The organism is Sphingomonas sp. GW821-FHT03E12 (assembly GCF_059420685.1).
Window position 1 is genome coordinate 743,580 of the sequence record NZ_JBWKUF010000003.1, and the last position, 23,711, is coordinate 767,290.

20 protein-coding genes are annotated in these 23,711 nt (G+C 67.5%); 6 read left to right on the forward strand and 14 right to left on the reverse strand.

The window, feature by feature from the left end:
• Nucleotides 1-7 precede the first annotated feature (7 nt).
• Complete coding sequence (locus tag AC07TU_RS13205; RefSeq protein ID WP_495188354.1) at nucleotides 8-1,651, reverse strand: ArnT family glycosyltransferase; 1,644 nt, start codon at nucleotides 1,649-1,651, stop codon at nucleotides 8-10.
• Nucleotides 1,652-1,680: 29 nt separating this feature from the next.
• Between AC07TU_RS13205 and rfbF the strand changes: the two genes are divergently transcribed.
• Together rfbF and rfbG are read left to right on the forward strand one after the other, a co-directional pair.
• Nucleotides 1,681-2,454 carry a glucose-1-phosphate cytidylyltransferase gene (rfbF, locus tag AC07TU_RS13210; RefSeq protein WP_495188355.1) on the forward strand — a complete coding sequence of 258 codons (774 nt, stop codon included), beginning with the start codon at nucleotides 1,681-1,683 and terminating at the stop codon, nucleotides 2,452-2,454.
• Nucleotides 2,439-3,524, forward strand: coding sequence for a CDP-glucose 4,6-dehydratase (gene rfbG / locus AC07TU_RS13215; RefSeq protein ID WP_495188356.1), 1,086 nt, complete (start codon nucleotides 2,439-2,441; stop codon nucleotides 3,522-3,524). Before rfbF ends, rfbG begins: the two co-directional genes overlap by 16 nt.
• On the opposite strand, the gene AC07TU_RS13220 is transcribed toward rfbG, so the two are convergent.
• The 11 genes from AC07TU_RS13220 to AC07TU_RS13270 form a co-directional block, all read right to left on the reverse strand.
• The gene (locus AC07TU_RS13220) at nucleotides 3,482-4,432 is read right to left on the reverse strand and encodes a class I SAM-dependent methyltransferase (RefSeq protein WP_495188357.1); all 951 of its coding nucleotides are present in this window, start codon (nucleotides 4,430-4,432) and stop codon (nucleotides 3,482-3,484) included. The genes rfbG and AC07TU_RS13220 overlap by 43 nt on opposite strands.
• The gene (locus tag AC07TU_RS13225) at nucleotides 4,432-4,833 is read right to left on the reverse strand and encodes a GtrA family protein (RefSeq protein WP_495188358.1); all 402 of its coding nucleotides are present in this window, start codon (nucleotides 4,831-4,833) and stop codon (nucleotides 4,432-4,434) included. Before AC07TU_RS13225 ends, AC07TU_RS13220 begins: the two co-directional genes overlap by 1 nt.
• A gap of 163 nt (nucleotides 4,834-4,996) precedes the next feature.
• Entirely contained in the window at nucleotides 4,997-6,820 is a 1,824-nt protein-coding gene (locus tag AC07TU_RS13230; RefSeq protein ID WP_495188359.1) for a thiamine pyrophosphate-binding protein, read from the reverse strand.
• Nucleotides 6,817-7,830, reverse strand: a complete 1,014-nt coding sequence (locus AC07TU_RS13235; protein ID WP_495188360.1) for an NAD-dependent epimerase/dehydratase family protein — start codon at nucleotides 7,828-7,830, stop codon at nucleotides 6,817-6,819. Before AC07TU_RS13235 ends, AC07TU_RS13230 begins: the two co-directional genes overlap by 4 nt.
• A complete protein-coding gene (locus tag AC07TU_RS13240) occupies nucleotides 7,827-9,119 on the reverse strand; it encodes a hypothetical protein (protein WP_495188361.1) in 1,293 nt (430 codons plus the stop codon). The genes AC07TU_RS13235 and AC07TU_RS13240 overlap by 4 nt, the downstream gene beginning before the upstream one ends.
• A complete protein-coding gene (locus tag AC07TU_RS13245; protein ID WP_495188362.1) occupies nucleotides 9,116-10,063 on the reverse strand; it encodes a glycosyltransferase family 2 protein in 948 nt (315 codons plus the stop codon). The genes AC07TU_RS13240 and AC07TU_RS13245 overlap by 4 nt, the downstream gene beginning before the upstream one ends.
• The gene (locus tag AC07TU_RS13250; RefSeq protein ID WP_495188363.1) at nucleotides 10,060-11,163 is read right to left on the reverse strand and encodes a capsule biosynthesis protein; all 1,104 of its coding nucleotides are present in this window, start codon (nucleotides 11,161-11,163) and stop codon (nucleotides 10,060-10,062) included. The genes AC07TU_RS13245 and AC07TU_RS13250 overlap by 4 nt, the downstream gene beginning before the upstream one ends.
• On the reverse strand, nucleotides 11,163-13,022 hold the full coding sequence (locus AC07TU_RS13255) for a polysaccharide biosynthesis/export family protein (protein ID WP_495188364.1): 1,860 nt from the start codon (nucleotides 13,020-13,022) through the stop codon (nucleotides 11,163-11,165). Before AC07TU_RS13255 ends, AC07TU_RS13250 begins: the two co-directional genes overlap by 1 nt.
• Nucleotides 13,019-13,819 (reverse strand): inositol monophosphatase family protein, encoded by an 801-nt coding sequence (locus tag AC07TU_RS13260; protein WP_495188365.1) that lies wholly within the window; start codon nucleotides 13,817-13,819, stop codon nucleotides 13,019-13,021. Before AC07TU_RS13260 ends, AC07TU_RS13255 begins: the two co-directional genes overlap by 4 nt.
• A gap of 34 nt (nucleotides 13,820-13,853) precedes the next feature.
• Nucleotides 13,854-14,666: an aldolase/citrate lyase family protein gene (locus AC07TU_RS13265; protein ID WP_495188366.1), complete on the reverse strand. Its 813-nt coding sequence runs from the start codon at nucleotides 14,664-14,666 to the stop codon at nucleotides 13,854-13,856.
• A gap of 27 nt (nucleotides 14,667-14,693) precedes the next feature.
• On the reverse strand, nucleotides 14,694-14,885 hold the full coding sequence (locus AC07TU_RS13270; protein WP_495188367.1) for a hypothetical protein: 192 nt from the start codon (nucleotides 14,883-14,885) through the stop codon (nucleotides 14,694-14,696).
• A gap of 178 nt (nucleotides 14,886-15,063) precedes the next feature.
• Here AC07TU_RS13270 and AC07TU_RS13275 point away from each other — a divergent pair, with 178 nt between their 5' ends.
• The 4 genes from AC07TU_RS13275 (at nucleotide 15,064) to AC07TU_RS13290 (ending at nucleotide 19,553) form a co-directional block, all read left to right on the forward strand.
• A complete protein-coding gene (locus AC07TU_RS13275; protein ID WP_495188368.1) occupies nucleotides 15,064-15,471 on the forward strand; it encodes a M23 family metallopeptidase in 408 nt (135 codons plus the stop codon).
• Between the two features lie 100 nt (nucleotides 15,472-15,571).
• Complete coding sequence (locus tag AC07TU_RS13280) at nucleotides 15,572-16,087, forward strand: sigma-70 family RNA polymerase sigma factor (RefSeq protein WP_495188369.1); 516 nt, start codon at nucleotides 15,572-15,574, stop codon at nucleotides 16,085-16,087.
• A gap of 33 nt (nucleotides 16,088-16,120) precedes the next feature.
• Nucleotides 16,121-17,080, forward strand: coding sequence for a FecR family protein (locus AC07TU_RS13285; RefSeq protein ID WP_495188370.1), 960 nt, complete (start codon nucleotides 16,121-16,123; stop codon nucleotides 17,078-17,080).
• A gap of 25 nt (nucleotides 17,081-17,105) precedes the next feature.
• A complete protein-coding gene (locus AC07TU_RS13290; RefSeq protein ID WP_495188371.1) occupies nucleotides 17,106-19,553 on the forward strand; it encodes a TonB-dependent receptor in 2,448 nt (815 codons plus the stop codon).
• Here the strand turns inward: AC07TU_RS13290 and AC07TU_RS13295 are convergent.
• Nucleotides 19,550-20,461: an alpha/beta hydrolase gene (locus AC07TU_RS13295; protein WP_495188372.1), complete on the reverse strand. Its 912-nt coding sequence runs from the start codon at nucleotides 20,459-20,461 to the stop codon at nucleotides 19,550-19,552. The genes AC07TU_RS13290 and AC07TU_RS13295 overlap by 4 nt on opposite strands.
• A gap of 8 nt (nucleotides 20,462-20,469) precedes the next feature.
• Entirely contained in the window at nucleotides 20,470-23,502 is a 3,033-nt protein-coding gene (locus tag AC07TU_RS13300; RefSeq protein WP_495188373.1) for a TonB-dependent receptor domain-containing protein, read from the reverse strand.
• Nucleotides 23,503-23,711 lie beyond the last annotated feature (209 nt).

A 23,711-nucleotide genomic window follows, 5' to 3' on the forward strand; every position in this document is an offset into this window, starting at 1 on the left:
TCCGGGCCTAAAGCGCGGCGGGCTCGGTCATCTGCACGATGTGCACGACCGGCCCGCCGATTTCACCGGGTACCGGACGGATGACGGCGCGTACCTGCCCGCCGGCCGCGATCGATCGATACGCTTCCAACTGCGTAGCGAAACGCTGCCCGTCGTCACGATAGACCTGATAGTGGGTGAAGATCGCATAGGGCGCGCGGCAGCTGTCCCGCTTTGCAGCGTCGACATGCCCGATATCGACGACGGCGCGGCCCGATCGCAGCGTTTCCACCCGCGAATAGCTGATCCGGCCAGCCAGCAACGCGGCGGCATCGACGCAGCCTGCCGAGCCGAGCGGAAAGCGCAGCTCCCGGCCATCCTGGAGCAGATCGAACGCAGCATGCTCGACCAGGACCGCGCTGCCGCGCGGGGCATTGGCCCGGATCCAGGCGGCTGCGATCTGGCGCGTGTCGTTCAGCCGCTCGGTCTGGCTCGCGCGCGTCGCGAGCGCCACCGGCGCGAGAAGCAGCAGCATTGCCGCAATCTCGAACCCGGGCAAACGCTGTTTGAACTGCCCCCGCAGCCAGTCGCCCAGCGCACAAATTGCCGCAGCGGCAGCCAGCGCGAGGAACGGGAGCAGCGGAACGATCCAACGCTCCCACACCAGCGACCGCGTGACGATCACGATGCAGAAGACCGCCATACCGGGCAGCACCGCGATCAGCACCCGGCGATCGCGCAAGGTGAGGAAGCTTCCGGCCAGAACCGCGACCAGCCCGGCGATACCGAAGGATTCGGCCAGCGGACCACGCACATACCAACCGATGTTCCACAGGAACCCGCCCCCGGTCGCGCCCGGATGCATCGGCCGGGCCTCTCCGCCGAGATTCTGCGCAACCGTGGCGTAGTCGATCAGGAGGAAGGGCGAGACGATGAACAGCGTCGCCGCGGCCGAACCCGCCAGCACCGCGAGCGGGCGCAGTGCCCTGCCCTGCCCCCGAGCCAACGCGGCGGCAAGCGGGCTGAAGATGATCAGCGCCGCGGGCCATTTGGTCGCGACGCCCAGCCCGACCCAGATTCCTGCCAGCACATGATCACGCGGCCGACCGCGTTCCAGGATGTCGAGCGAGGCCAGCATGGCCAGCAGGACGAAGACGGTCATCTGCACATCGGTGCGGATCACCTGCGAATATTCGACATGCACCGAATTGACCGCCAGCAGCGCCGCCGCGCCCAGCCCGAGCCGCTCGCCGCCCAGCCGCTTGCCGAGCCGGTATGTGAGCCAGACGCAGAGCACGCCGCATGCGACGAAGAACAATCGTGCGGGCAGGAACAGGATCGAGGGATCGGCATAGGCCGCGGCGACAAAGGCATCGAGATCGGCGAAGCGTCCGGTGAGGATTCCGATCCCCGCGACCGCGACCATCACCAGCGCGATCGCATAGAAGGTCAGCGTCGCCGGGTGTCCGAACCAGCCCGGATTGGGGTTGCCGCTGCGTAGCATGTCGAGCGCGGTCATCATGAACAGCGGCTCGTCCGGATCGTTGAGCGCGGGCAGACCGAACCCGACGCCGTGGATACGGATCGCGGCGGCGACAAGGAGGATGAGCAGAATCGCGGCACGCTGGGTCCAGCGATTGCGGTTACGGGGCGGGAGGTTCGGGTCCGTCATGGTGTCGAATGGCATGACGTGGAGTAACGATGCGAACCGTAATCCTGGCCGGCGGTCTTGGTACCCGGCTCGGCGAAGAGACGGCCGTCCGGCCCAAGCCGATGGTCGAAATCGGCGGAATGCCGATCCTGTGGCACATCATGAAAATCTATTCGGCGGCGGGGTTCAACGACTTCGTTATCTGCCTGGGATATAAGGGATATCTGATCAAGGAGTTCTTCGCGAACTACTTCCTCCATACCTCCGACGTGACCATCGACCTGCGCGGTGGCAACGGGATGGAGGTGCATCACGCCCGCAGCGAGCCGTGGCGGATCACTTTGGTCGAGACCGGCGCCTCGACGATGACCGGCGGGCGGCTGGGCGCGATCCGGCCCTATCTGGAGGATGGCGAGCCCTTCTGCTTCACCTATGGCGACGGCGTGGCGGACATCGACATCGCCGACCTCGTCCGCTTCCACAAGGCGCACGGGCTGCGCGCGACGATCACCGCGGTCTCGCCCCCGGGCCGCTTCGGCGCGCTCGAGTTCGACGAAGGCCGCGTCACCGATTTTCGCGAGAAGCCCGCCGGTGACGGGGGGCAGATCAACGGCGGCTTCTTCGTCGCCGACCCGTCGGTGCTCGACCTGATCGACGGGCCGGACACGGTATGGGAACAGAAGCCGCTCGAGACGCTGGCACGGGGCGGCGAGCTGATGGGCTATCGCCATGAGGCCTTCTGGCAGCCGATGGATACGCTGCGCGACAAGATGTACCTGGAAGAGCTATGGAACGGCGGAAATGCGCCGTGGAAGCGCTGGTGAGCGGGTGGCGCGGGCGCCGGGTGCTGGTCACCGGGCATACCGGATTCAAGGGCAGCTGGCTGAGCCTCTGGCTCCATTCGATGGGGGCCGAGGTGACGGGTCTGGCACTGCCCGCCCCGACGAATCCGAGCCTGTTCGAGGCGGCACGGATTCGGGACATTGTGGAACATGTCGAGGCAGATGTTCGCGATTGCGATTTGGTACATTCCACCTTCGCCAGAGCGAAACCGGAACTTGTCTTCCACCTCGCGGCACAGCCTTTGGTGCGGGCGTCCTATTCGGACCCTGTAGGTACATATGCGACCAATGTGATGGGGACGGTCCATGTCCTGGAGGCCGCGCGGCACGCCGGGAGCGTCAAGGGCGTGGTCTGCGTCACCAGCGACAAATGCTACGCCAACCGCGAATGGATCTGGCCCTATCGCGAGAGCGATCCGATGGGCGGGCATGACCCGTACAGCAGCAGCAAGGGCTGCGCCGAACTGGTCGCGGCATCGTGGCGCAGCTCGTACTTCGAAGATGAAGGCCCCGCCCTCGCCACGGTACGCGCGGGCAACGTGATCGGCGGTGGCGACTGGGCCGGGGACCGGCTGATCCCCGACCTGATCCGCGCGTTCGAGGCGGGCGCCGCACCACTGATCCGCGCGCCCGACGCGGTGCGGCCGTGGCAGCATGTGCTTGAGGCGCTGGGCGGCTATATCGCGATCGCCGAGCGGCTGATGGCGGGCGACCGCAGCTTCGCCGATGCCTGGAACTTCGGTCCGTCGGACGACGATGCACGGCCCGTCGGCTGGATCGTCGAGCGGATGCGCGCGGCATGGGGCGATGGCGGCGCGCCGTTGCTCGACAGCGGGCCGCGCCCGCACGAGGCCGGGCTGTTGCGGCTCGACAGCTCCAAGGCACGCGCGGCGCTGGGCTGGCGCCCCGCCCTCACCCTCGACCGCGCGCTGGAATGGATCGTCGCCTGGCACAAGGCGGTGGGATCTGGTGACGACGCGCGCGCCGTCACCCTCGCCCAGATCGCCGATTACTCGGCGGCTTCGAGCATCGGCGAGCGCGCCGCAGCCTGAGCCGGTGCGGTCGCCAGTGTCAGCATATTGCCGAGCTTGAGCCCGACCGGGATCGCCGGGAGCGGCACCGATTTGACGCGGATCCCGGCGGCCCATGCCGCCTGCCGGACGAGGAAATCGAGCGGGAAGACGTTGCGGCTGCCCTCGACCACGACGTCGTCGAACCCGGCACGGCCGAGCAGTGCCTTCATCGTCGCGGGACGATAGAGTTCGGGATGCTGGAGGCAGAAGGGCGGCCAGCGCTTGCCCATCACATGCCGCAGCAGCGAGCTTTCATCGTGCGTGACGATCATCAGCGTGCCACCCGGACGCAGTTTCGCGCGGATCTGCGACAGCATCGCCAGCGGATCGAGCAGGTGATCGAGCACATGCACCATCACCGCGAGACCGATCGACCCATCGGGAACGGGCGAGAGATCGTCCATCCCGGTCGAGATCGTCGCGGGCAGCCCCCCGGCAGCCGCGCGCAGCGTATCGTGGATCGCCTCATTCGGTTCGAACAGCCAGAAGCGGTTGAACCCGCCGTGCAGCGCTGCCGCGCGGACAATATGGCCGACATCCGGACCGATCTCGAGATAGCCGCCGCCCAGCCCGCCCTGCGCGACGGTACGCTTGAAATAGCCGTGCTGGGTCGCGACGATCGCGGCGTCACCCACCGCATCCATGTTGGGCGCCATACGCGCGTACAGCTCGCCGAGCTGCTCGCCGGTGAAGAACACCGGGTTGTAGAGCTGCCCACAGCCGGTGCAGCGATGGTAGGAGAAGAAGCACTTCTCCTTGAACAGCCCCGCCCAGAACGGGCGCAGCGCATCGAGCGTCATCGTCTCGGCAGCCTTGCCCGCGCGAACTTCGCGGCGCGCTTCGGAGGAACCGCAGGCGGGGCAATCGCGGTGCAGATACTCGGTCATCAGGGTCTCTCCGCGATGCGGAAGGTGATGCGGCTGTGCCAGAACCAGCTCGTCACGATGATGACGAACGCGAAGCCGAGCTGGGCAATGATCGGCGGAACCCCGCCGATCTCGACCAGGATCGGCAGGATGATCCAGTTGGCCGCATAATTGGCGAGGTAGAAGCTGGCGAAGGCACCGAATTCGCGGGCGAGGTTGCCGCGCGTGCGGAACACGCCGAGCTTGTAGGTGGTGAAGGCGAAGCACAGGCTGACCGCCTGCGCGATGCCCAGCGCGAGCAGGTAGTGGGTGTGGAACACCGGCACCGCCCAGAGCAGCAGCGGGTAGATGCCGAGCCCGAATACGGTGTTGGCCGCGCCCGCCGCGGCAAAGCGCAACGGACGGTCTGCACGCGCGATCACGACGGGTGCCTCCCCTTCTTCTCCCCACCCGTCACCCCGGCCCTGTGCCGGGGTCCACCGGGAGGCAAGCGGCGCGAAGGAAGCTTGGGCGCAACGCGCGAGGCGGAGTGGACCCCGGCACGAGGCCGGGGTGACGATAGAGGATCGATGGAAACGGTAGCCATCACGACTCCTCCACCAGCGGAATCCGCATGTTCGCCGCCAGGACGTCGCGGGGGAGGAAGGGTGACAGGTCTTCGAGTGCGGGGGACGTGATGCGGCCGTCGGGATGCGCCTTGGCGCCTAGCTTGGGCGCGAAGCCGACATGCTCGTCGATGATCAGCTCGCACAGCACCGGGCCATCGGCGGCGAGCGCGGCGGCGATCGTGCCGGGCAGGTCGTTGTGCGATTCCGCGCGGAAATAGGCGAAGCCGAACGCCGTCGCGACCTTGCCGAAATCGGGGAAGGTGACATTGCTCTTCGGCCCGCCACCGACCTCGACGCCGTTGAAGAAGTTGCGATGCGTCTGGAAGATCGAGACGTAACCGGCGTTGTTCACGAGGAAGACCTTCACCGGCATGTTGTAGCCCGCGATGGTCTGCAGCTCCTGGATGTTCATCATGATGCTGCCGTCGCCGGCGATGGCGATGATGCGCTTTTCACCATTGGTCGCGGCCCAGACGCCGATCGCGGCGGGCAGGTCATAGCCCATCGTCGCGCAGCCGGAGTTGGTCCACAGCCGCTGGCCCTGCTTCAAATTCGCGGTCTGGAAACTGACGACGCAGGCGCTGCCGTTGCCGGTGACGACGACGTCGTCCTCATCGAGCTGACCGAACAGCTCGTCCATCGCGACATAGGGATGGATGCTCGGCCCGTGGCGGCGATATTCGGGCAGCACCGCCGGGAAGTTGAAGATCCGCTCCCGCGACCAATCCAGCCATTCGGCATGCACCGCTGTCGGTCCGGCATAGGGCCGGTCGAGCAGCGCCGGGATCAGGTCGGCGAGGTCGGCGACCACCGGCATGTCGGGGGTGACGGTGGGCTTGGCGAGCTCAACCGGATCGATATCGACCCAGATCTTGTATGCTTCGCGGGCGAAGCTCTTCCAGTTGTAGCTGACCTGGCGGATGTTGAGGCGGCTGCCGAGGATCAGCAGCAGATCGGCGCTCTGCGTCACCATGTTGCCGCCGCGGTCGCCCACCGTACCGGGACGCCCGCAATAGAGCGGATGATCGTTCCACAGCACGTCATGCGCGTTCCAGCCGGTGACGACGGGGATGCCGAGCTTCTCGATCAGCTTGAGGAACGCTTCATGCGCGCCCGACAGGCGCACGCCACCGCCCGCGAAGACCACCGGGCGCTGCGCAGCCGCGAGCCTGGCGAGGATCGCGTCGGCGGTCGCGCCGAGATCGTTCGCCTGCCAGGGCTGGTCCAGCTCCGCCGGGTCAAAGCCGGGGAGCAGATCGTCGGGATCGATCTTCGTCGCCTGAACGTCGAGCGGGATGTCGAGCCAGACCGGACCGGGGCGACCGGTGGTGGCGAGGTGGATCGCCTTCTCCAGATGATAGCGGATCGAGCGCGGATCGGTGACCATCGTCGCGTACTTCGTGACCGGGCGGACCAGTTCCTCGATATCCAGCTCCTGATCGCCGAACTGGCGCAGCTTCAGGCCGGTGTGGCGGACCGTGGTCTCCGTCTTCACCTGTCCCGAGATGACCAGCATGCCGATCGAGTCGACATAGGCGCCATAGACGCCGGTGATCGCGTTGGTGCCGCCGGGGCCCGAGGTGACGTTGACCACCGCGAGCCGGTTGGTGAGGCGGTAGTAAGCCTCCGCCGCCATCGCCAGCGCCTGCTCATGATGGGTGAAGGTCGTCTTCAGCTCCGGATGTGTGCCGAGCGAGTGGTTGAGGTGCATCGCCCCGCCCCCGGTCAGCATGAAGACATCGCGGATGCCGCGCTGTGCGAGCGTGCTGGCGACCCAGTCGGAGAGCTTTACGAAAGTCATGGAGTCCATCCGTTGTGAAGCGCGGTGCGGCGGATCGCCTCGTCGAGATCGACGGTGGGAGCGAGGCCGAGGTCGCGGCGGAATTTTGCGGTCGAGGGAACATAGCGGCCGGGGTTCCAGCCGGGATCGGGGCGGCCGAGGATCTCGACGCCGGGACCGCCGAGGATCGCGGCGGTGCGGTGCGCGAGATCGGCGATCGAGACAGCTTCCTCCGAGCCGAGATTATAGGTCTCACCGGGCTTGCCATCGAGCAGCAGCGTCCAGAGCCAGGTCGTGAGATCGGCGGCGTAGAGGTAGGAACGGACCGCCTGTCCCGACCCTTCGACCCGGATCGTCGCACCCGCCATCGCGTCACGGATGAAATTGCCCGCCGCAAAATGGATATCGAGCGAAAGCAAAGGCCCCAGCAAGGCGAAGATGCGGGCGTTCACCACCTCAACCCCGAACTGGCGGGCGTAGATCGCGCAGAGCATTTCGGCGGCGCGCTTGCCCTCGCCATAGGCCGAACGCGGGTCACAGGGGTCAGGGCCGCCATGCCAGCCCTCGGCGACATGGCTGATCTCGGGCCGCTGCGCGCCATAGACCGCACCGGAGCTGAGATAGAGAACCCGCCCCGCGCCGCTGCCGCGCGCGAAATCGAGCGTTCGGCGGGTGCCGGTGACGATGGTGTCGAACATGCGCAGCGGATCGCGCGCGTTGAGTGCGGCACTGGCGTCGGTCGCGGCATGGACGATGTGGGTGAAGGCCCCCTTTGGCGGCTCGAAACTCATCACGTCGCCGGGCAGCAGCGTGAGGCCCGCGGCGAGGTGCGGCGCGCGCTCGGCGAAGGCAGCCGGGTCGCGGGTCAGGACGACGACCTCGGCATCGATATCCGCGCGGGCGAGCGCTTCGAGCATCCAGCGGCCGATGAAGCCGGTGCCGCCGGTCATGAAGATGCGCGCGCCATTGAGGCGCGGCCAGAGCGGCGCGAGCGCGGCGTTCACCGCGGCGAGGTCTTGGTCGAGGATCATGCGGGAGCGAGTCCGAGAACAGGGCGCCGGCCGCGATGCGCGCGGACGCTCTGCGCGATCGTGTCGAGCGCGAGCGACCAGACCAGCAAGGCGATCACGCCGGGGCGGACGAAATGGCCGATGGTGAGGCCGAAGGCGGGCTCCACGGGGCGGCCGCTGAGCCAGCTGGGCGTCGACAGCTCGAGGATGGTCGAGAGGGGCACGTCGCCGACGAGGCTGAGCAGATAGGCGCAGACCAGCGCTACGATTGGCCCGGGGCGGCGCCAGGGCTCGAGAAAGACGAGGAAGATCAGGAATACCTGCGTGTAGCCGCCGGGCGACTGGGTGACGAGATAGGCGCCGAGCAGCAGCGCGGCGATCCGTTCGCGCGAAACCGCACCGGGCTGAACCCACGCGGCGAGCAGTGCGACGAGGGTGATGCCCTGGGTGGACCGGATGACGGTCGAGGCGATGAGGATGATCTTGTCGACCGTCTCCGACGGCACGAACTGGAGCAGCGGGATCGGCGCCTTTTGCACCAGCATCAGCGGGGCGTAGCTGGTCGAATAGTTGATCTCGTTCCAGACCTGCCCGCTCTGGAAGATGACCCAGTTGGCGGTGTTGGAGGCGATTTCACCCGGGGTGCCGCTGCCGACCGTGGCGAGGGTGACGAGGTAGAGCAGGATTGTGGCGATGCCCGCGATCTCCAGCGGGCGCCATTCGCGCTTCACCGCGTGGGCGAGGACGGGGAGCAGGAGGTAGGGCTTGAAGTTGATCGTCGCGGCGCTGGCGAGCGCCCTGCCCCAGCCTTGGCGGAGCAGTGGGCCGTGGGCGAGGATGAAGCAGGCGAAGCCAGGGAGGATGAGGTTGCCGCGCTCGAGCGTGAACAGCAGCGGCAAACCCAGCGCAAGCGCGACGGTGCGCATCGGCGCGGTGGCACGGTCGATCCGGCGCAGGCTCAGCCACACCAGCACGATGTTGAGGACATAGAAGGCGTAGATCGTCGTGCGGCCGAGCCAGTCGCAGTCGCGCGCGTGGAAGGGCGACTGGAGGTAGCAGCCCGGCAGGCTGAACATGTCGAGAAAGACGAAGGAGAGCGGCGGATAGATCGTCCGCCACACGTCATAGGCGCCCGGGTTGTTCGCCCAGTATGCGGTGTTGAACCAGTCCATGAAGGTGTCGTTGGTGTCGAACACGAATGGCTGGGGCAGATAGCCGTTGCGCTGGAAGAACGCCGCGCTCGCGATCAGGCTCGCGACCACCGCGGCGGCGAGCAGGATTTCAGGCAGAAGGCGCAGGCGCGACGTCACGGTGCGGGACGGTCGGCGGGAAAGTTGATCCGCTCCGCCTCGATCACCAGCGGGACGCCGCGCGTACGCTCGGAGATCAGGCGGACCTGCTCGCCGAGCAGGCCGAGGAACAGCAGCAGGATCGCGAACATGCCAGTGACGACCGACGCCGCGAGCAGGCCAAGACCGGGGCCGTTGAAGAGCGCGGCGACGAAGGCGGCGAACACCAGCGCGATCGCCGCGCCGCCCGCCCAGAATGACAGGATCACAGGCAGCCGCAGCAGCGACTTGGCCGAACCGGCGAGGCCCGAGAGCGCGAAGGAGAAGAGCGCGGCGAAGTCGTTCTTGCTCTCCCCCGCCGCGCGCTCGGGCCGGTCGAACGGGACGACCGCGAGGCGGAAACCGCTCTCGACCAGCATCGCGCGGAAAAAGGGTTCGGGTTCGTTCCAGCGGGCGAGCGTGTCCACGACCTTGCGGTCGAACAGACCGAAGCCGGTGGCGCCGGGGACGACCGGCGTGTCGCCGAACCGCGCGAGGAAGCGATAGCCGTGTTTGCGCGCCAGCCCGAGCAGGAATGAGGCGCGTTCCGAACGGCGCTGGGCCAGGACGATCTGAGCCCCTGCCCGCCATTGCGCGACGAAGACCGGTATCATCGCGGGGGGATCCTGGAAATCGGCGCACATGCCGATCACCGCCGCGCCGTTCGCCTGATAGATGCCATAGGTCGGCGAGCGCATCTGGCCGTAATTGCGGTTGTTGAAGATCGCCCGCACGTGTGGATCGGCGGCGCACAGCGCGCGCATGATGTCGCGGGTGCCGTCGATCGAGTCATTGTCGATCAGGATGATCTCATGGCTCGCCGTGCAGCCCGCCGCCGCTGCGGTGACCGCAGCGACGATGTTCCGCACATTCTCTGCCTCGTTGAAGCAGGGAATGACGATGGACAGCTCTGGCTGCACGCTCATGGCTCGGCCCGGCGGGGCCACAGCCGGATGCCGGTCGCGGGGGCATAGACCTCCGTGAACAGCGCGAGCGCGATCACGAGGGCGAGCAAGGCGACGGCGGAGACGTTGAACTTGCGGTCGTCGTCTAGGCGCGGGGCTTCGACGATCTGGACGTCGGTCGCGGTTTCGGTGGCGAGCGTCTCCACCGCCACCTCTTCCGACGACCGTGCGTAGACCTCGTACAGCGCCTGCGCGAAGCGATAGTCGCGGTAGAGGTTGAGATACTCGCCCGAAACCTCGGTCAAGCCCGCGACGTTCGGCCCGCCCGGACCGGTGCCCGGACGTGCGCTCTGCGCGATCTGGGTGCGAAGCTGCGCAACCTCGGCACGGACCGCCATCAGCTGCGGGTTCTCAGGTCCCTGGAACTGCTCGAGCGTGCTGAGCTCGACCAGCTTGGCCTGAAGCTGCGCCTCGAGCCCCGCGCGCAGCGACAGCGCCGAGCCGAGCTGAGCCTCGGGCGCCGCGAGATTGTTGCGGCGGCGGAATTCGCCAAGTGCAGCTTCCGCCTTGATGACGCGCTCAGACGCTTCCTTGAAACGGCGCTGGACCACCGCCTGCTTGCGCTTCACCCGATCCTCGCCAAGGCTGGTCAGACGATCGCTGATCGCGCGGACATAGGTCTGGGTGAGCTGCTGGGCGAAGGCCGGGTCGTGGGTGCGCACCTCGACCTCGACGATACCGCCGGTGAGCGAGTGGATGTCCACCCGCTTGGTGAGCGCGAGCCGGGCCTTTTCGACGCTAGGATATTGGCCAGATCCGACGAGGTTGAGGCGCTTGATGACGCTGTCGGTCACCTCGGTCCCGCGCCCGATGGCGAGGTAGAGGTCGACCGGCGTCTTGGCCCCGCCGAGCAGGGCGGCGAAGCCCTGCATCTGGCCGCCCACGGCGTTGGTCATCGAGCCGAGCCCGATGGTGCTGCTGTCCTGCGGCACGACCTTGGCGCGCGCCACATAGGGCCGAGGCACCACGCAGAGCACGGCGAGGATGAGCGCGAGCGCCACATAGGCGATGCGGCGATTGCGTGGATTTCCGATCCACGCCCATGTCCGTTCGATCGCCATCAGTCGATGATCGACTTGACCGAGGCGGCGCCGACGAAACCGCTGAACAGGCTACCGGTGATGTCGCGCAGCCGCGCCCAGAACTCGCCGCGATTGGCCTCGATCGGGACGTAGATGAGGTCGCCGGGCAGTGCCGGCGCGCGCAGCACACGCTTGCCGTCGGCCACAACGGTGCCGTTGGCGCGCACCACGAAGATCCCGCCCTTGTCGCCGAGCTTCTGCACGCCGCCTGCCGAGGTCACATAGTCGCCGATCGTGCCGCCGGAGCGCCAGGCGAAGGACGCCGGGCTGGGTACCGCACCGAACACACCGACCGTCACCGGCCGCTGCGGCACGAAGATCGTATCGTTGTTCTCGAGGATCAGGTCGCCGGGCAGCGACGGCGCGTCGACGGGCAGGTTGAACACCAGCCGCCCGGTCGGCTCGCGCTTGCGCAGCTGTTCGACCACCGATTTGACCAGCGAAAGGTTGGCGGGCTGGACCAGCGCCGCGCGGTTGACCGACGTCACCGGCTGCGCGGTGAGCAGCAGCTCGACATCCTCGATCGCGCGATCGAAGCTCTTGCGCTGCTGCTGCTTCACGCTCTCGCGCGTGATGACGCTGGCATAGGGAAAGGCGTGCGAAGTCAGTCCGCCCGCCGCCGCGACCACTTCAGCCATGCTGGTGCCCGGCTTGAAGTAATAGCGGCCGGGCTTCGCGACCTCGCCGCTGATCGTCACCAGCACGGATTGCTGTCCCATGGGGCGGGCGAGATCAACGTTGGAGAGGACGCGCAGCACATCGCCGCGCTGCGCCTTGCGCACCTTGGCATCGGCGGCGCTCACCTCGGTCCAGCCGGTGGCGGAACGGGCGAGCGAGTCGAGCATCATCAGGCGCGTGCCGTCTGCGATCGTGCTGATCCCGCCGGCATAGAGCAAGGTGTCCGACAGCGTCTCGCCCGGCGCGATCTCGAAGATCGCCTCGCGGTTGACGCTGCCGATCACCGCGATCTGGTCGCCCGCGGGCGCGACGAACAGGACGTCGCCATTCTGGAGAACGGCGTCGCCGGTGCGGTCGCCGCGCAGCAGCAGGTCATAGAGGTCGAAGTCGGAGACCAATTTGCCGTTGCGGCGCAACTGGACCGATCGGAAGCTGCCGCCCTCCGACGGGCCGCCCGCGGCGAGCACCGCGTTGACCAGCGTGGAGAGGCTGCCGACATTGTAGGCGCCGGGTTTGGCCGCGAAGCCGGTGACATAGACCGTGACGCCGCGAAGCTTGCCCACCGCGATTTCGAGCGTGAAGCCGCGATATTGCCGCGCGACCTGGCGCTCGATCACGCCATGGACGTCGCCATAGCGCACGCCGCCGACACGGATCGCGCCGACGCGGGGGATGAAGATGCGGCCTTCGGGATCAATCGTCAGGCGCAGGCCCGATGCCTGGACCGAACCGGTCAGGCCGAGCAGCAGCTCGTCGCCCGGATTGAGGCGATAATCGGCCGGAACCGCCGCGACCGGCGGGATCGCGAAGCCCTTCGCCTCGGGCAGCAGCAATTCGGTGCCGAAGCGGCGTAGCGGCTTGCCCGCGACCTCGGAGACGAAGCGCTCATATTCGCTGGCCGGGCGCGGCGCGGCGCGCGGAGCCTTGGCCTCCGGTTCGGGCGGCACGGCGCTATCGATGGCCGGCACCGCCTCGATCGTCTGCGGGCGGTAGGGCACGATCTCCGCCGGGGGCACGGCGATTTGCGGTACGCCGCTGGCCTGGGCGCCAGCCCCTTGCCCCCCGCCGGCAACGGGCGAAGCGAGCTGGGCAAGCGCGGATACGGGCAGAAGCAGGGTCACGGCGCAAGCCGTGGTGAACAATTTATGGGGAAGCTTCATGCCGCACGGGTTTCCATGTCGATGAGCGCGCCGCCCGGCACGAGCAGCAGATCGGCCGCGGCCTGCCAGTGATGCGCATCACCGGCAGCGAGCAGGCCCGCGCCCGGTCCGCCCACGCGATAGGGGCTGCGGTCCCAATGGCTCGCCTGCCCGCCCGCCTCGGTCAGGAACAGCACGCCGGGGGCATGGTCCCAGGGAAGGATGCGCTGGAACAGCGCGACGTCGTTGCTGCCCAGGACGAGGCGCGGATAGCTTTCGGCGGCGCAGCGCGGGATCGGCACCTGCGCGAAGCGGCGGCGCGCCGAGGCATGGACGCGCTCACGCCGCGCCGCGCTCATGAACTGGGTCGCGAGTGCCGCGACCGGGCGGCTGCTGCCGCTGGTGCGAGCGCGGACGCGAGCACCGTCGCAGGTCGCGCCCTTGCCGCGCTCGGCATGGCATAGCCGCCCGCTCTGCGGATCGAGCATCCAGCCGGCGACCGGAATGCCATCCTCGACCAGCGCGACCATCATCCCGAACGGTCCGTGACCGGCGGCGAAATTGGCAGTGCCGTCGACCGGGTCGATCAGCCACACCAGCCCGTCGCCGATCTTGTCGAGCAGCGCTGGGTCGCGCGATGCAGCTTCCTCGCCCACGATCCGCGCACCGAGACCAAGCGCGGCGAGGCCGTCGTTCAGCCACAGCTCGGATTCGCGATCGGCGGTCGTGACCACCTCACCGGGGCTCTTCTCGACGATCTCGTCCGCGGCAAGCGCACGGAAGCGGGGCATCACTTCACGCGCCGCAACGCTGCGCATGAGAGTGGCAACTTCGTCCTTCAACGGCATCGGTTCAGGCCGCCACGCTGGCCAGCTTCGCCGAGGCCGGAGTACCCGCACGCTCCTGCATCATGCGGATGCGCGCCGAATCCTCCTCGGCAGCGCCGCGATAATAGTCGCGCTTGTTTTCGAGCCAGGCGAGCTCGAACGCGACCGCATTGGCAATGCCCGCATCGATATCGGCGGCGTCGGCAGCAGCGCCGTCGAACACCACCTTGCGCGTTTCGAACCGGTCGAGCCGGATACGGCGAAATTCGCGCAGCGCCGGAACCGCCTCGGGCGAGACCGATCCGCCGACGACCAATTCCAGATCATTGTCGGCGCACGCCTGGGCGACGATCAGCACCGCATCGGTGATCTCGCGCGTGTTGACCGCCTTGCGCGGCAGGCCGCGCGACAAAGTGAAGTCGACCCGGCCGAAAACAATGCCGTCGACGCCGCTCGCGGCAAGCGGGAGCATCGATTCGAGATTGCCGAGCGTCGCGTCGGTCTCGAGATTGAACAGGAAGCTCGTACCGCCCGTATCCTCGCCATAGGTCTTGGTCTTGGCGTCGATATACTTCGACAGCGCGTAGCGGGTCTCGATCATCGGAGCGATGACGTGATCGACGCCGTAGAGCTTCGACGCGAGCAGGTCCGACACCGCTTCGCACCCGCCGATCTTGAGCGCGACCTTGAGGTCGGCGCGGCGCGCGAGTTCGAGCAGGCGGAGCAGTTCGTCGGGACGGGTGCCCTCGGCCTCGAACTCGGCCTTGACGGCGACGACGCCATACTGGTCCCGGCCCTTTTTCAGCATGTCGAGCATGCGGCGTTCGGCGGAATTCATGGGCGGGTCTCCTCAACTGGGAAGCGGTTACTGATGCTTGCCGAGACGGAGCGTCGCCGCGCTTTCCGTAACCCGGACCGGCGCGTGAAATTTTTCGCCGTTCGGCATGCGGGTTCGCCCGCGCGGCTCCGTCTTGCGGGCGATGCCCGGCTTTTTTACCCCCGCGTTGCCCTTGGCGCTCTCATTGCTAGCGAGCACTGACGGCACGTCGCCGGACATCACCGAGCTGCCCCGTGGGAATGGTCCCGCCTACCGCACTTGGGCAGCACCGCGGCCAGGGCCTGCCCCTGGTCCAGCCGCCGGCGCGTCGGCCCCCAAAAATGGCGCGCCGGCGGCCTTGCCGCGCATTTCTTCCCGTTTCGGCCTCCGTGCCGATCCATTCCAACGCGTTGCGCGGATGCACAGCGGAATCGATATTCCCGGCCGCACCGGCACGCCCGTACGCGCAGCCGAAGGCGGCGTCGTGCATTATGCCGGGCGCGCGGGTGGCTACGGCAATCTGATCGAGATCGTTCATCCCGGCGGCGCACGGACCCGTTACGGCCACCTCGCCCGCATCCTCGTCCCGGCCGGGGCCGAAGTCCAACGCGGCGAGACGATCGCGCAGATGGGCTCAACCGGCCGCTCGACCGGCAGCCATCTTCATTTCGAGCTTCGCGAGAACGGACGCGCGATCGACCCGTTGCCGCAGCTGCGGGGCGAAGCGCCCCCACAGGAAAGCACGATCTTGCCGGCTGCCACGCCCCATGTCTCAGCCTTCGCCCGCACGCGCGAGCAGTCAAAGGATAACGGATCTGTACCTTGACGACACGTGCGAGCATGAGAGCCGGGCGCATGACGCGCAGCCGCCGCCGCTTGCGTGCGACGGATTCGCATTACGCACGCAACAGGGCTACCGGGCAGCCATGACTTCGGGTGAAGCGGTCAGCGGACTCCAGCAGGTGATCCTGAACGAGCGCGGGCGATTGCTGCGCTTCCTCGCCGCGCGCGGTGCGGGCGACGAGGCCGAGGACGTGCTCCACGACCTATGGCAGCGGGTCGCAGCGTCGCCGAGCGAGCCGATCGCCGATTCGGTCTCCTATCTGTTTCGCGCCGCGGAAAATCTGATGCGCGACCGCCGCCGTTCCAGCGTGAGCCGTGCGCGCCGCCAGCAGGAATGGCATGAGGTGAGCGTCCCGGAAACCGAGGCGCCGAAGGGCGAGCGCGCCTTGATCGCGCGCGAACAGCTGCGCCGGGTCGAAACCGCGCTCGCCGAAATCGGCCCGCGCGCCGACCATGTCTTTCGCCGCTACCGGCTCGACGGTGTCGGCCAGGCGGTGATCGCGCGCGAACTGGGGGTCAGCCTGAGCTCGGTGGAGAAGGATCTGCAAAAGGCCTATCGCGCCCTCGCACAATTGAAAATGGCGTTCGATGCGGACTGAGCTGCACGAGTCCGTCATGGGAACGATATGACGATGGAATCGAACGCCCTGCCGACACCGGAGATCGCCGAGGCCGCGCGCCTGTGGGCGATCCGTGCCGGCGATCCGGGCTTTTCCGACTGGGACGGCTTCACGCAATGGCTGGAAGAATCGCCCGCGCATCTGACTGCCTATGAGACTGCACTGGCCCAGGCGGACGAAGCGGCCGAGTTGCTCGCCGCCGCGCCCAGGCCGGCATGGCAACCCGAGACGGAGTCCGGCTACCGGCCGCAGCGCCGCCGATGGCTCGCCGGCGCTGCAATCGCTGCCGCGGTGGCAGGCGTTACCGGCTGGGGCCTGATCGATCGCGGCCATGCGCCCGAGCAGATCGCGACCGCGCTGGGCGAACACCGCACGATCGAACTCGCCGACGGCTCGCGCATCATCCTTAACGGCGGCACGCGCATCACGATCGACCGCGACAAGCCCCGCCATGTCGAACTGGCGCAGGGCGAGGCGCTGTTCGAGGTCAAGCATGACGAAGCCAACCCGTTCCTGGTGGTCACCGGCAACACCAAGCTGCTCGACGCTGGCACGGTGTTCAACGTCGTTGCCGAAGGCGGCGCGCTCGACGTCGAGGTGGCCGAGGGCGCGGTCATCTACCAGCCCGGCGCCAACCAGGTGCGGCTCGATGCGGGCGCCGGCCTGTCGCGCGCCCGCGCCGATGCGGTGCCGGTGCTGCGCAAGACCAATACGCAGAATGTCGGCGGCTGGCGCACTGGTGCGCTTTATTACGACAAGGCGCCGCTCGACCGGGTGGCGCAGGATCTGACGCGTAATCTCGGGCGCTCGGTGAAGGTCGAAGGCAGCGGCTTTGCCCCCTACACCGGCGCATTGATGCTCAACGGAAGTGCGGAGGACGTGCTTGCCCGTGCAGCACCGCTGCTGGGCGTGCGGTTCACCGCACAGGGTAAAGGATGGGTAATGTCACCAGCCAATGGTCCGCCGCTTTAGTCCCCTTGCCCTGATCCCAATCCTGATGGCGTCTCCTGCAATCGCGCAGGAGCGGTCGGCCGAGATTCGCCTTCCGGAAATGCGCCTCGACGCCGCGGTGCGGCTGCTCAGCCAGCAATCGGGCGCAAGCATCGGCTTTCGTGACCCCGGCATCGCCGCGATCCGCGTCAAACCGGTGCGCGGCAAGCTTACCGCGGGCGCCGCGCTCGAGCGCGCGCTGCGCGGCACGGGTGCGCGTGCACGACAGGTCGCCGCAGCCACCTATCTGATCGAGCGCGCGCCCGCGGTTGCCCGCACTGCCCCCCGCCCGCTGCCGCCCCGTCCGGCTCCGGTCCCGACGGCCGAGCCGGAAGAACCGATCGAGGTGGTCGTCACCGCCACGAAGCGCGACATCCCGCTCGGCGCCTATCCGGGCGGGGTCCAGATCATCGACGGCAATAGCCTGTCCTTCGCAGACGGGCTGCAGGGCACCGGCGCGATCGAGACGCGCATCGCCAGCGTCGTCTCCACCCATCTCGGCCCCGGCCGCAACAAATTGTTCGTGCGCGGCATCGCCGATTCGAGCTTTGTCGGCCCGACCCAGGCGACGGTTGGCCAATATTGGGGCAACAGCCGCATCACCTACAGCGCGCCCGACCCCAATCTGCGCCTCTACGACGTGCAGAGCATCGAGGTGCTCGAAGGGCCGCAGGGTACGCTGTACGGCGCGGGATCGCTGGGCGGCGTGGTCCGCATCGTGCCGCGCGCACCGCTGCTCCATTCGACCGAGGGGTCGGCCTGGGGCGGCGTGACCGGGGTACAGCACGGTCAGCCGTCGGTCGATGGCGGCGCGATCCTCAACGTCCCGCTGATCGACGACAAGCTGGCGTTCCGCGGCCTCGCCTTCGGCTCGGTCGAGGGGGGCTATATCGACGATCTCGGCCGGGGACTGCGCGACATCAACCGCGTACGGACGATCGGCGGACGGGGCGCGCTTCGGCTCGATGCGGGCAATGGCTGGCTGGTCGATCTGACCGGTGTGGGTCAGAAGATTCGCGGCGACGACAGCCAATATGCCGACCGTGGCGCAGGCGATCTGACCCGGATGAGCAGTATCGCCCAGCCGTTCCGCAGCGATTACTGGCTGGCGGACCTGGTGGTACGCAAGCGCTGGGACGATCTCGAGCTCACCACCTCGCTCGGCTACGCCCGGCAATATGTGTTTGAACTGTTCGAGGGGCAGGCACTCGCCAGCCCCACCGCCCCCGACGTGCGCCCGACGGCGGATGCGCCGGGCACGGGCTATTCGCAGGCCAACCGCATCTCGATGCTGACCTTCGAAACCCGGCTGGCGAAGCGGGGCCCGGACGGCACCGGCTGGCTGCTGGCGGCGAGCCTGCTGCGCAACAATGCGCGCGTCGAACGCCAGATGGACATCGCACCCTCATTGGCCATGAGCGGTGCGGTCCAGGCGGCGAACGGCGCCACGACGATCAGCCGCGACTATGTCTGGTCGATCGCGGTGTTCCAGCCGATGACCGGCGTCACCAACAAAGTCGATGAAGCCACGCTTTATGGCGAGGCGACGATCGAGCCGATGCCGCGTGTCACCCTGACGCTGGGCTCGCGCCTCACCCATGCCCGGCTTTCGGGCCAGTCGGAAGACGCGCTCGAGACGCTCGCTTATCGCAAGGATCCCAGTGCGCGCGGCAGCCGCAGCGAGACCCGGCTGCTTCCCTCAGCCGCGCTTGCCTGGCGGCCGAACGACCGGCTCACCCTGTTCGCGCGCCTCCAGCAAGGCTTCCGGCCCGGCGGCATTGCGGTGCGTCAGGACTATGTCCAGCGCTTCGAGGGCGATCGCGTGACGACCCTGGAGGCCGGCAGCCGCTATGTCGGCGACCAGTTCGACCTTGCGCTGAGCGGATCCTGGACCAACTGGAAGCATATCCAGGCCGATCTGATCGACGGGTTCGGCTTTCCCACCACCGCGAATATCGGCGATGGTGAGGTGTTCTCGCTTGGCCTTGCCGGGCGCTGGCGTCCGGTTCGGGGGCTGGAGATCGACGCCTCCATCTACCTCAACGACAGCAGCGTCACCCGCCGCGACGTGATCCTGCTGCCGATCGACGCGCCGTCGGTCCCGTCCGATCGCCTGCCCAATGTCGCCGACGCCACCGGCCGGATCGGTTTCACCTACACCGCCGAGCTCAATTCGGGTGCGACGCTGACGATGGACGGGCATGCCCGCTATGTCGGCCAGTCGATCCTGGGGGTCGGACCGATCCTCGAGCGGCTACAGGGCGACTATCTCGACACCGGCTTCCAGGCGCGGATCGGCAATGAGCGGCGCGGGTTCAGCATCGCGCTGACCAATTTGCTCGACTCGCGCGGCAACCGCTTTGCGCTGGGTTCGCCCTTCCTGATCCGCGACCGCGACCAGATCACCCCGCTGCGTCCGCGGAGTGTCCGGATCGGGTTCGACTGGAACTTCTAGCCCGGATTGAGCCAGCCATGGCGTCCGGCCCAGCTGCGGAACAGTTCAGGCCAGGCCGCGACGGCGCTGCCCGGTTTACCGAGGCCGAAACTGTGTCCGCCGGTTTCGAACACGTGCAGCTCGACCGGGCGCTTGGCCGCCAGCATCGCGGCGTGGAGGCGAAGGCTGTGCTCGGGTGCGGCGATCGGATCATCGGCGGCATGGGCGAGAAAGATCGGCGGGGTCGTGACGGTGACGTTCGCTTCGACCGAGAAGGCGTCGCGGAAGTCGGGTAGCCCCTTCAATTCGCGGAAGGTGCGGGTGGTATCGACCGGCGCGCGCATGGACACCACCGGATAGATCAACGCCGCGAAGTCCGGCACCGCGCTGACCTGATCGACGGCATCGGTCGCGGGGTAGAAGGCGTCACCACCGCGTGTCGCCAGCGTACCGGCAAGATGCCCGCCCGCCGAGAAGCCCAGCACGCCGATCCGCTTGGGATCGATGCCGAGCGTCTTCCAGTTGCCACGCAGGATGCGCATCGCCCGCTGCCCATCCTGGAAGGGGGCATCGGCGTTCCAGCCGTCGCCGGGCAGGCGGTAGTAGAGGACGAAGGCGGTGATCCCCTGCTCCGCCAGCCATTGCGCGGTCGGCATCGCCGCGCTGCCGATCTGGATGCGGAAATAGCCGCCGCCGCCGATCACCAGCATTGCCGCGCCATTGGGCTTTTTCGGCCGTACCACCACCATGCGCGGCACGGTGACGTTGGAGACCGATCCGGTCGCCGATCCCTCGCTCCCGACCTTTTCCGGCCCGGCGGGTTTGCCGCTGCCCGGCATCGCTCCGGGCCAGAGGTTGATCACCTCCCTGCCCTGCGCCGCGGCCGGAACCGCGACGAGGAGCAGGACGAAAGCGGCGAGCCAGCGCATCATTTCCCTCAGAACTTCTTGCCGATCGACGCGTAGATGTAGCGGCCATAGGGCACGTAGAGCGAGCCCAGATAGCCGTCGGCGGTGACCGGCGGCTGGGTGTCGAAGATGTTGCGCGCGCCGATGCGGAAGCGCGTATCCTCGAGCGGCCCCTTGCGGACGCGATACTGGGCGTAGAGGTTGAAGAACGCCTTGCCCTCAAGCGGATAGGGATTGCCCTGCGCATCGAGGAAGTTGGTGTCGTAGACCTTGCCGATATAGTTGCCGAACGCGCCGATCTGGAACCCCTTGTGGCTCCAGGTGAGCGATCCGGTGAGGCGCCATTTGGGCTTGCCACGCTCCTCGATCAGGTCGCTCGCGTCCGTCAGCGGCGTCGCCGGATCGATCGTCCCTGCCGAGCGCGCGTCGAACAGCGCCTGCACCGCCGGCGGCGTGTCGCGCGAGAATTTGGTCAGCCGCGCGGCGTTGAGCGCGACGTCGAACCGGCCGATGCCCGTGCGGACATTGTAGAGCAGAGCGAGGTCGATGCCCTGCACCGTCTGCGGCAGCAGGTTGGTGAACTGATCGTTGATCCGCGTCACCGCGCCGGCCGGGGCGATGCCGCTGCCCTGGTAGAAGGTGACATCGTCGGCATTGGGCGCCGAGCGGATCACGTTCGGATTGCTCGATCCCTGAAGCCGCAGCAGATAGTCGAGCACCAGCGCATTGCGTGGGCCGAACTGGCCGACGATGCCGGTCTGCTGGATCGACCAGAAATCGGCAGTGAGCGTCAGGCGGCCATATTCCGAAGGGATGAATTTCGGCTCGATCACGGTGCCGACGGTCCAGTTGGTGCTTTCCTCAGGCTTCAGGTCGGGATTGCCGCTGATGAAGATCGAGTAGCTGGCGCTGCGGTCACACGCGCCCATGTTAGGGATCGGATTGACCGGGCGGCGCATGTCCACCACGCAGCGATAATAATCGTTGTTCGAGCCGAGCCGCGAATAGGCGACAGTCTTGGTCTGCTCGAGGTTGGGCGCGCGGAAGCCTTGCGACCAGGAGCCGCGCAGACGAAGCCCGTCGATGATGTCCCAGGCCGCAGCGATCTTGGGCTTCGCGACCGAGCCGAAGTCGCTGTAATGCTCGTACCGCCCGGCAAGCTGCAGGTCGAGCCGGTGGATCAGCGGCACGTTCATCTCGGGCGAGACGACCGGCACGGCGAGCTCGGCAAAGGCCGAGAAGACGCTGCGGCTGCCGCGCGTCGAGGGGGTCGGGCTGACCGCGGCGACGTTGGACAGGTTGGTCTCGCCGGTCACCATGTCGGTGAAGGTGATCGTGCCGTTGAGGCGCGGGTCGCGGATATCCTCCTGCGTTTCGCGCCGTCCCTCGACCCCGAACGCGATACCGAGCCCGCCCGCGGGCAGATTGAACAGGCTGGCGTTGGAGAGCTTGAAGTCGCCGAGCAGCAGGCTCGTCTTCGACTTGCGGACGAGGTTGAAGCTGAACGAGTCGATCGTCGCCTGGCTCGCGGGCGAGCAGTCGCCGACCGACGGCGTCGCCGAGCAACCACCGCTGAACGGATTATAGGCGTCCGGGGTCGACAGCGCGAGGTTGCGCTGGAGTGCGGTCATGTCGATCGCGTTCGAGCTGTCGCGTGCCTGCGCCTCCGAATAGAGGACCGCGGTGTCGTAATCGAACGTCCCGATCTTGCCGCGCGCGCCAAGCAGGAAGCGCGACTGCCAGTTCTCGACATTCACCACCTGATTGCCCGCATCGACGAAGCGATAGGTGGACAGGCGCACCGGCAGCCCCGCGGCGGGGACATTGGTGAGGCCGGGGATGCGGTTGGGGTTGGCCTGACCATTGGCGAAGGTCGTGGGGCCGAACGGGTTCCAGTAATTGCTCGCGGGGATGACGATGGCGTTGAGGTTGATCGTCGGCGGCTGGATGCGCTGGGTATCGGCGAGGTAATAGCCAAGCTCGGTATAGAGCTCGACCGCGTCGCTCAGCTCGTAGCGGCCGGTGAAGAAGGCGTTGTAGCGGTTGAACGACGGGGTGACGGTGGTGCCGGGACGCGTATCGAACCGCTCCGAGCGTAGCGTGGTGCCGGTCGCGCGCGTGCCGCTGCCGTAGCAGACGTTGCTGTTGATCGTGACGAGGCAACCGGGGTTGAGCGACGACTGGGTGTGGAACGCGCCTGCCGAAGAGGTCAGCGCCTGATTGCCCGGGCTGCGGCGGATCGTGCCGGGACCGCCCACCACCGCGAGGTTCGCCCAGGGACTCTGAGTGGCGCGGCCATCCGCCGTCAAGTTGCCGGCATAGGCCGGGTCGTCTGCGAAATACGACATGAGATTGTCGGTCGCGGTGTAGGGCTGATCCTCAGCGAGCTGGGCGGTGCGGCGAACATAGTTGAAGAACAGCGAGAAATTGCCGCGGCCCTCGTCGAAGGTCTTGCCGACCAGCCCGGTACCTTCGAATTCCTTGCGGTGCGTGCCCTCGGCAAAGCCGTAGCGGAAGTTGAGCTCGGCGCCGTCATAGTCGCCGCGCGTGACGGTGTTGACCACGCCCGCGACCGCATCCGAACCATAAATTGCCGACGCACCATCGCGCAGGATCTCGAGCCGCTCGATCCCGGCGACGGGCAATGCGTTCGAGTTGTAGCCGAGCACCGGCACGTTGCCGTCGCCCGCCTGGCTGGTCGGGTGATTGACCATGCGGCGTCCGTTGAGCAGCGTCAGGGTGTTGCCGACGCCGAGGTTGCGCAGGTTGATCGAGTTGACGTCGCCGCGCGCTGCGTTGCTGGTCTGCGGGTTGTTCGCCTCATTGAAGGTGACGTCGCCCGCCTGCGGGATCGATCGGATCAAATCGTCGCCCGACAGTGCGCCGGTGGCGTCGATCTGGTTGCGGTCAACCACCGAGACCGGCAGCGCGGTCGTAACGTCCTTGCCCTTGATCTGGCTGCCGACCACGACGACTTCCGGGGGCGGAGCTTCTTCCGTGGCCGGGTCGGTTGGAGCCGCTTCCTGGGCGTAAACGGGCAGCGCCAGCGTAAGCGCGATCATCGCGGTACCACTGCAAAGCAAGCGGAGCCTGGTGCGGTCAGTCATCTCTTCTCTCCCATTCGCGGGAAACCAGGTGCTTTGCCCGGCTTCCATTCGTTGATTCAATCCGGGTCGGTTTCGTTGGCAGGCCGTGCGGTTCCTTCAGCGGCGGGCGCATTGAGGGCGGTGTGGAGTGCGTCGCGGTCGAGGGCATTGTCCCAGCGGGCGAC

Coding starts and splice junctions, on each gene's coding strand:
- AC07TU_RS13205 (WP_495188354.1), bottom strand. CDS start 1,651: ATGACGGACCCGAACCTCCCGCCCCGTAACCGCAATCGCTGGACCCAG.
- rfbF (WP_495188355.1), top strand. CDS start 1,681: ATGCGAACCGTAATCCTGGCCGGCGGTCTTGGTACCCGGCTCGGCGAA.
- AC07TU_RS13220 (WP_495188357.1), bottom strand. CDS start 4,432: ATGACCGAGTATCTGCACCGCGATTGCCCCGCCTGCGGTTCCTCCGAA.
- AC07TU_RS13230 (WP_495188359.1), bottom strand. CDS start 6,820: ATGACTTTCGTAAAGCTCTCCGACTGGGTCGCCAGCACGCTCGCACAG.
- AC07TU_RS13235 (WP_495188360.1), bottom strand. CDS start 7,830: ATGATCCTCGACCAAGACCTCGCCGCGGTGAACGCCGCGCTCGCGCCG.
- AC07TU_RS13245 (WP_495188362.1), bottom strand. CDS start 10,063: ATGAGCGTGCAGCCAGAGCTGTCCATCGTCATTCCCTGCTTCAACGAG.
- AC07TU_RS13250 (WP_495188363.1), bottom strand. CDS start 11,163: ATGGCGATCGAACGGACATGGGCGTGGATCGGAAATCCACGCAATCGC.
- AC07TU_RS13255 (WP_495188364.1), bottom strand. CDS start 13,022: ATGAAGCTTCCCCATAAATTGTTCACCACGGCTTGCGCCGTGACCCTG.
- AC07TU_RS13260 (WP_495188365.1), bottom strand. CDS start 13,819: ATGCGCAGCGTTGCGGCGCGTGAAGTGATGCCCCGCTTCCGTGCGCTT.
- AC07TU_RS13265 (WP_495188366.1), bottom strand. CDS start 14,666: ATGAATTCCGCCGAACGCCGCATGCTCGACATGCTGAAAAAGGGCCGG.
- AC07TU_RS13270 (WP_495188367.1), bottom strand. CDS start 14,885: ATGTCCGGCGACGTGCCGTCAGTGCTCGCTAGCAATGAGAGCGCCAAG.
- AC07TU_RS13275 (WP_495188368.1), top strand. CDS start 15,064: ATGCACAGCGGAATCGATATTCCCGGCCGCACCGGCACGCCCGTACGC.
- AC07TU_RS13280 (WP_495188369.1), top strand. CDS start 15,572: ATGACTTCGGGTGAAGCGGTCAGCGGACTCCAGCAGGTGATCCTGAAC.
- AC07TU_RS13285 (WP_495188370.1), top strand. CDS start 16,121: ATGGAATCGAACGCCCTGCCGACACCGGAGATCGCCGAGGCCGCGCGC.
- AC07TU_RS13290 (WP_495188371.1), top strand. CDS start 17,106: ATGGCGTCTCCTGCAATCGCGCAGGAGCGGTCGGCCGAGATTCGCCTT.
- AC07TU_RS13295 (WP_495188372.1), bottom strand. CDS start 20,461: ATGCGCTGGCTCGCCGCTTTCGTCCTGCTCCTCGTCGCGGTTCCGGCC.
- AC07TU_RS13300 (WP_495188373.1), bottom strand. CDS start 23,502: ATGATCGCGCTTACGCTGGCGCTGCCCGTTTACGCCCAGGAAGCGGCT.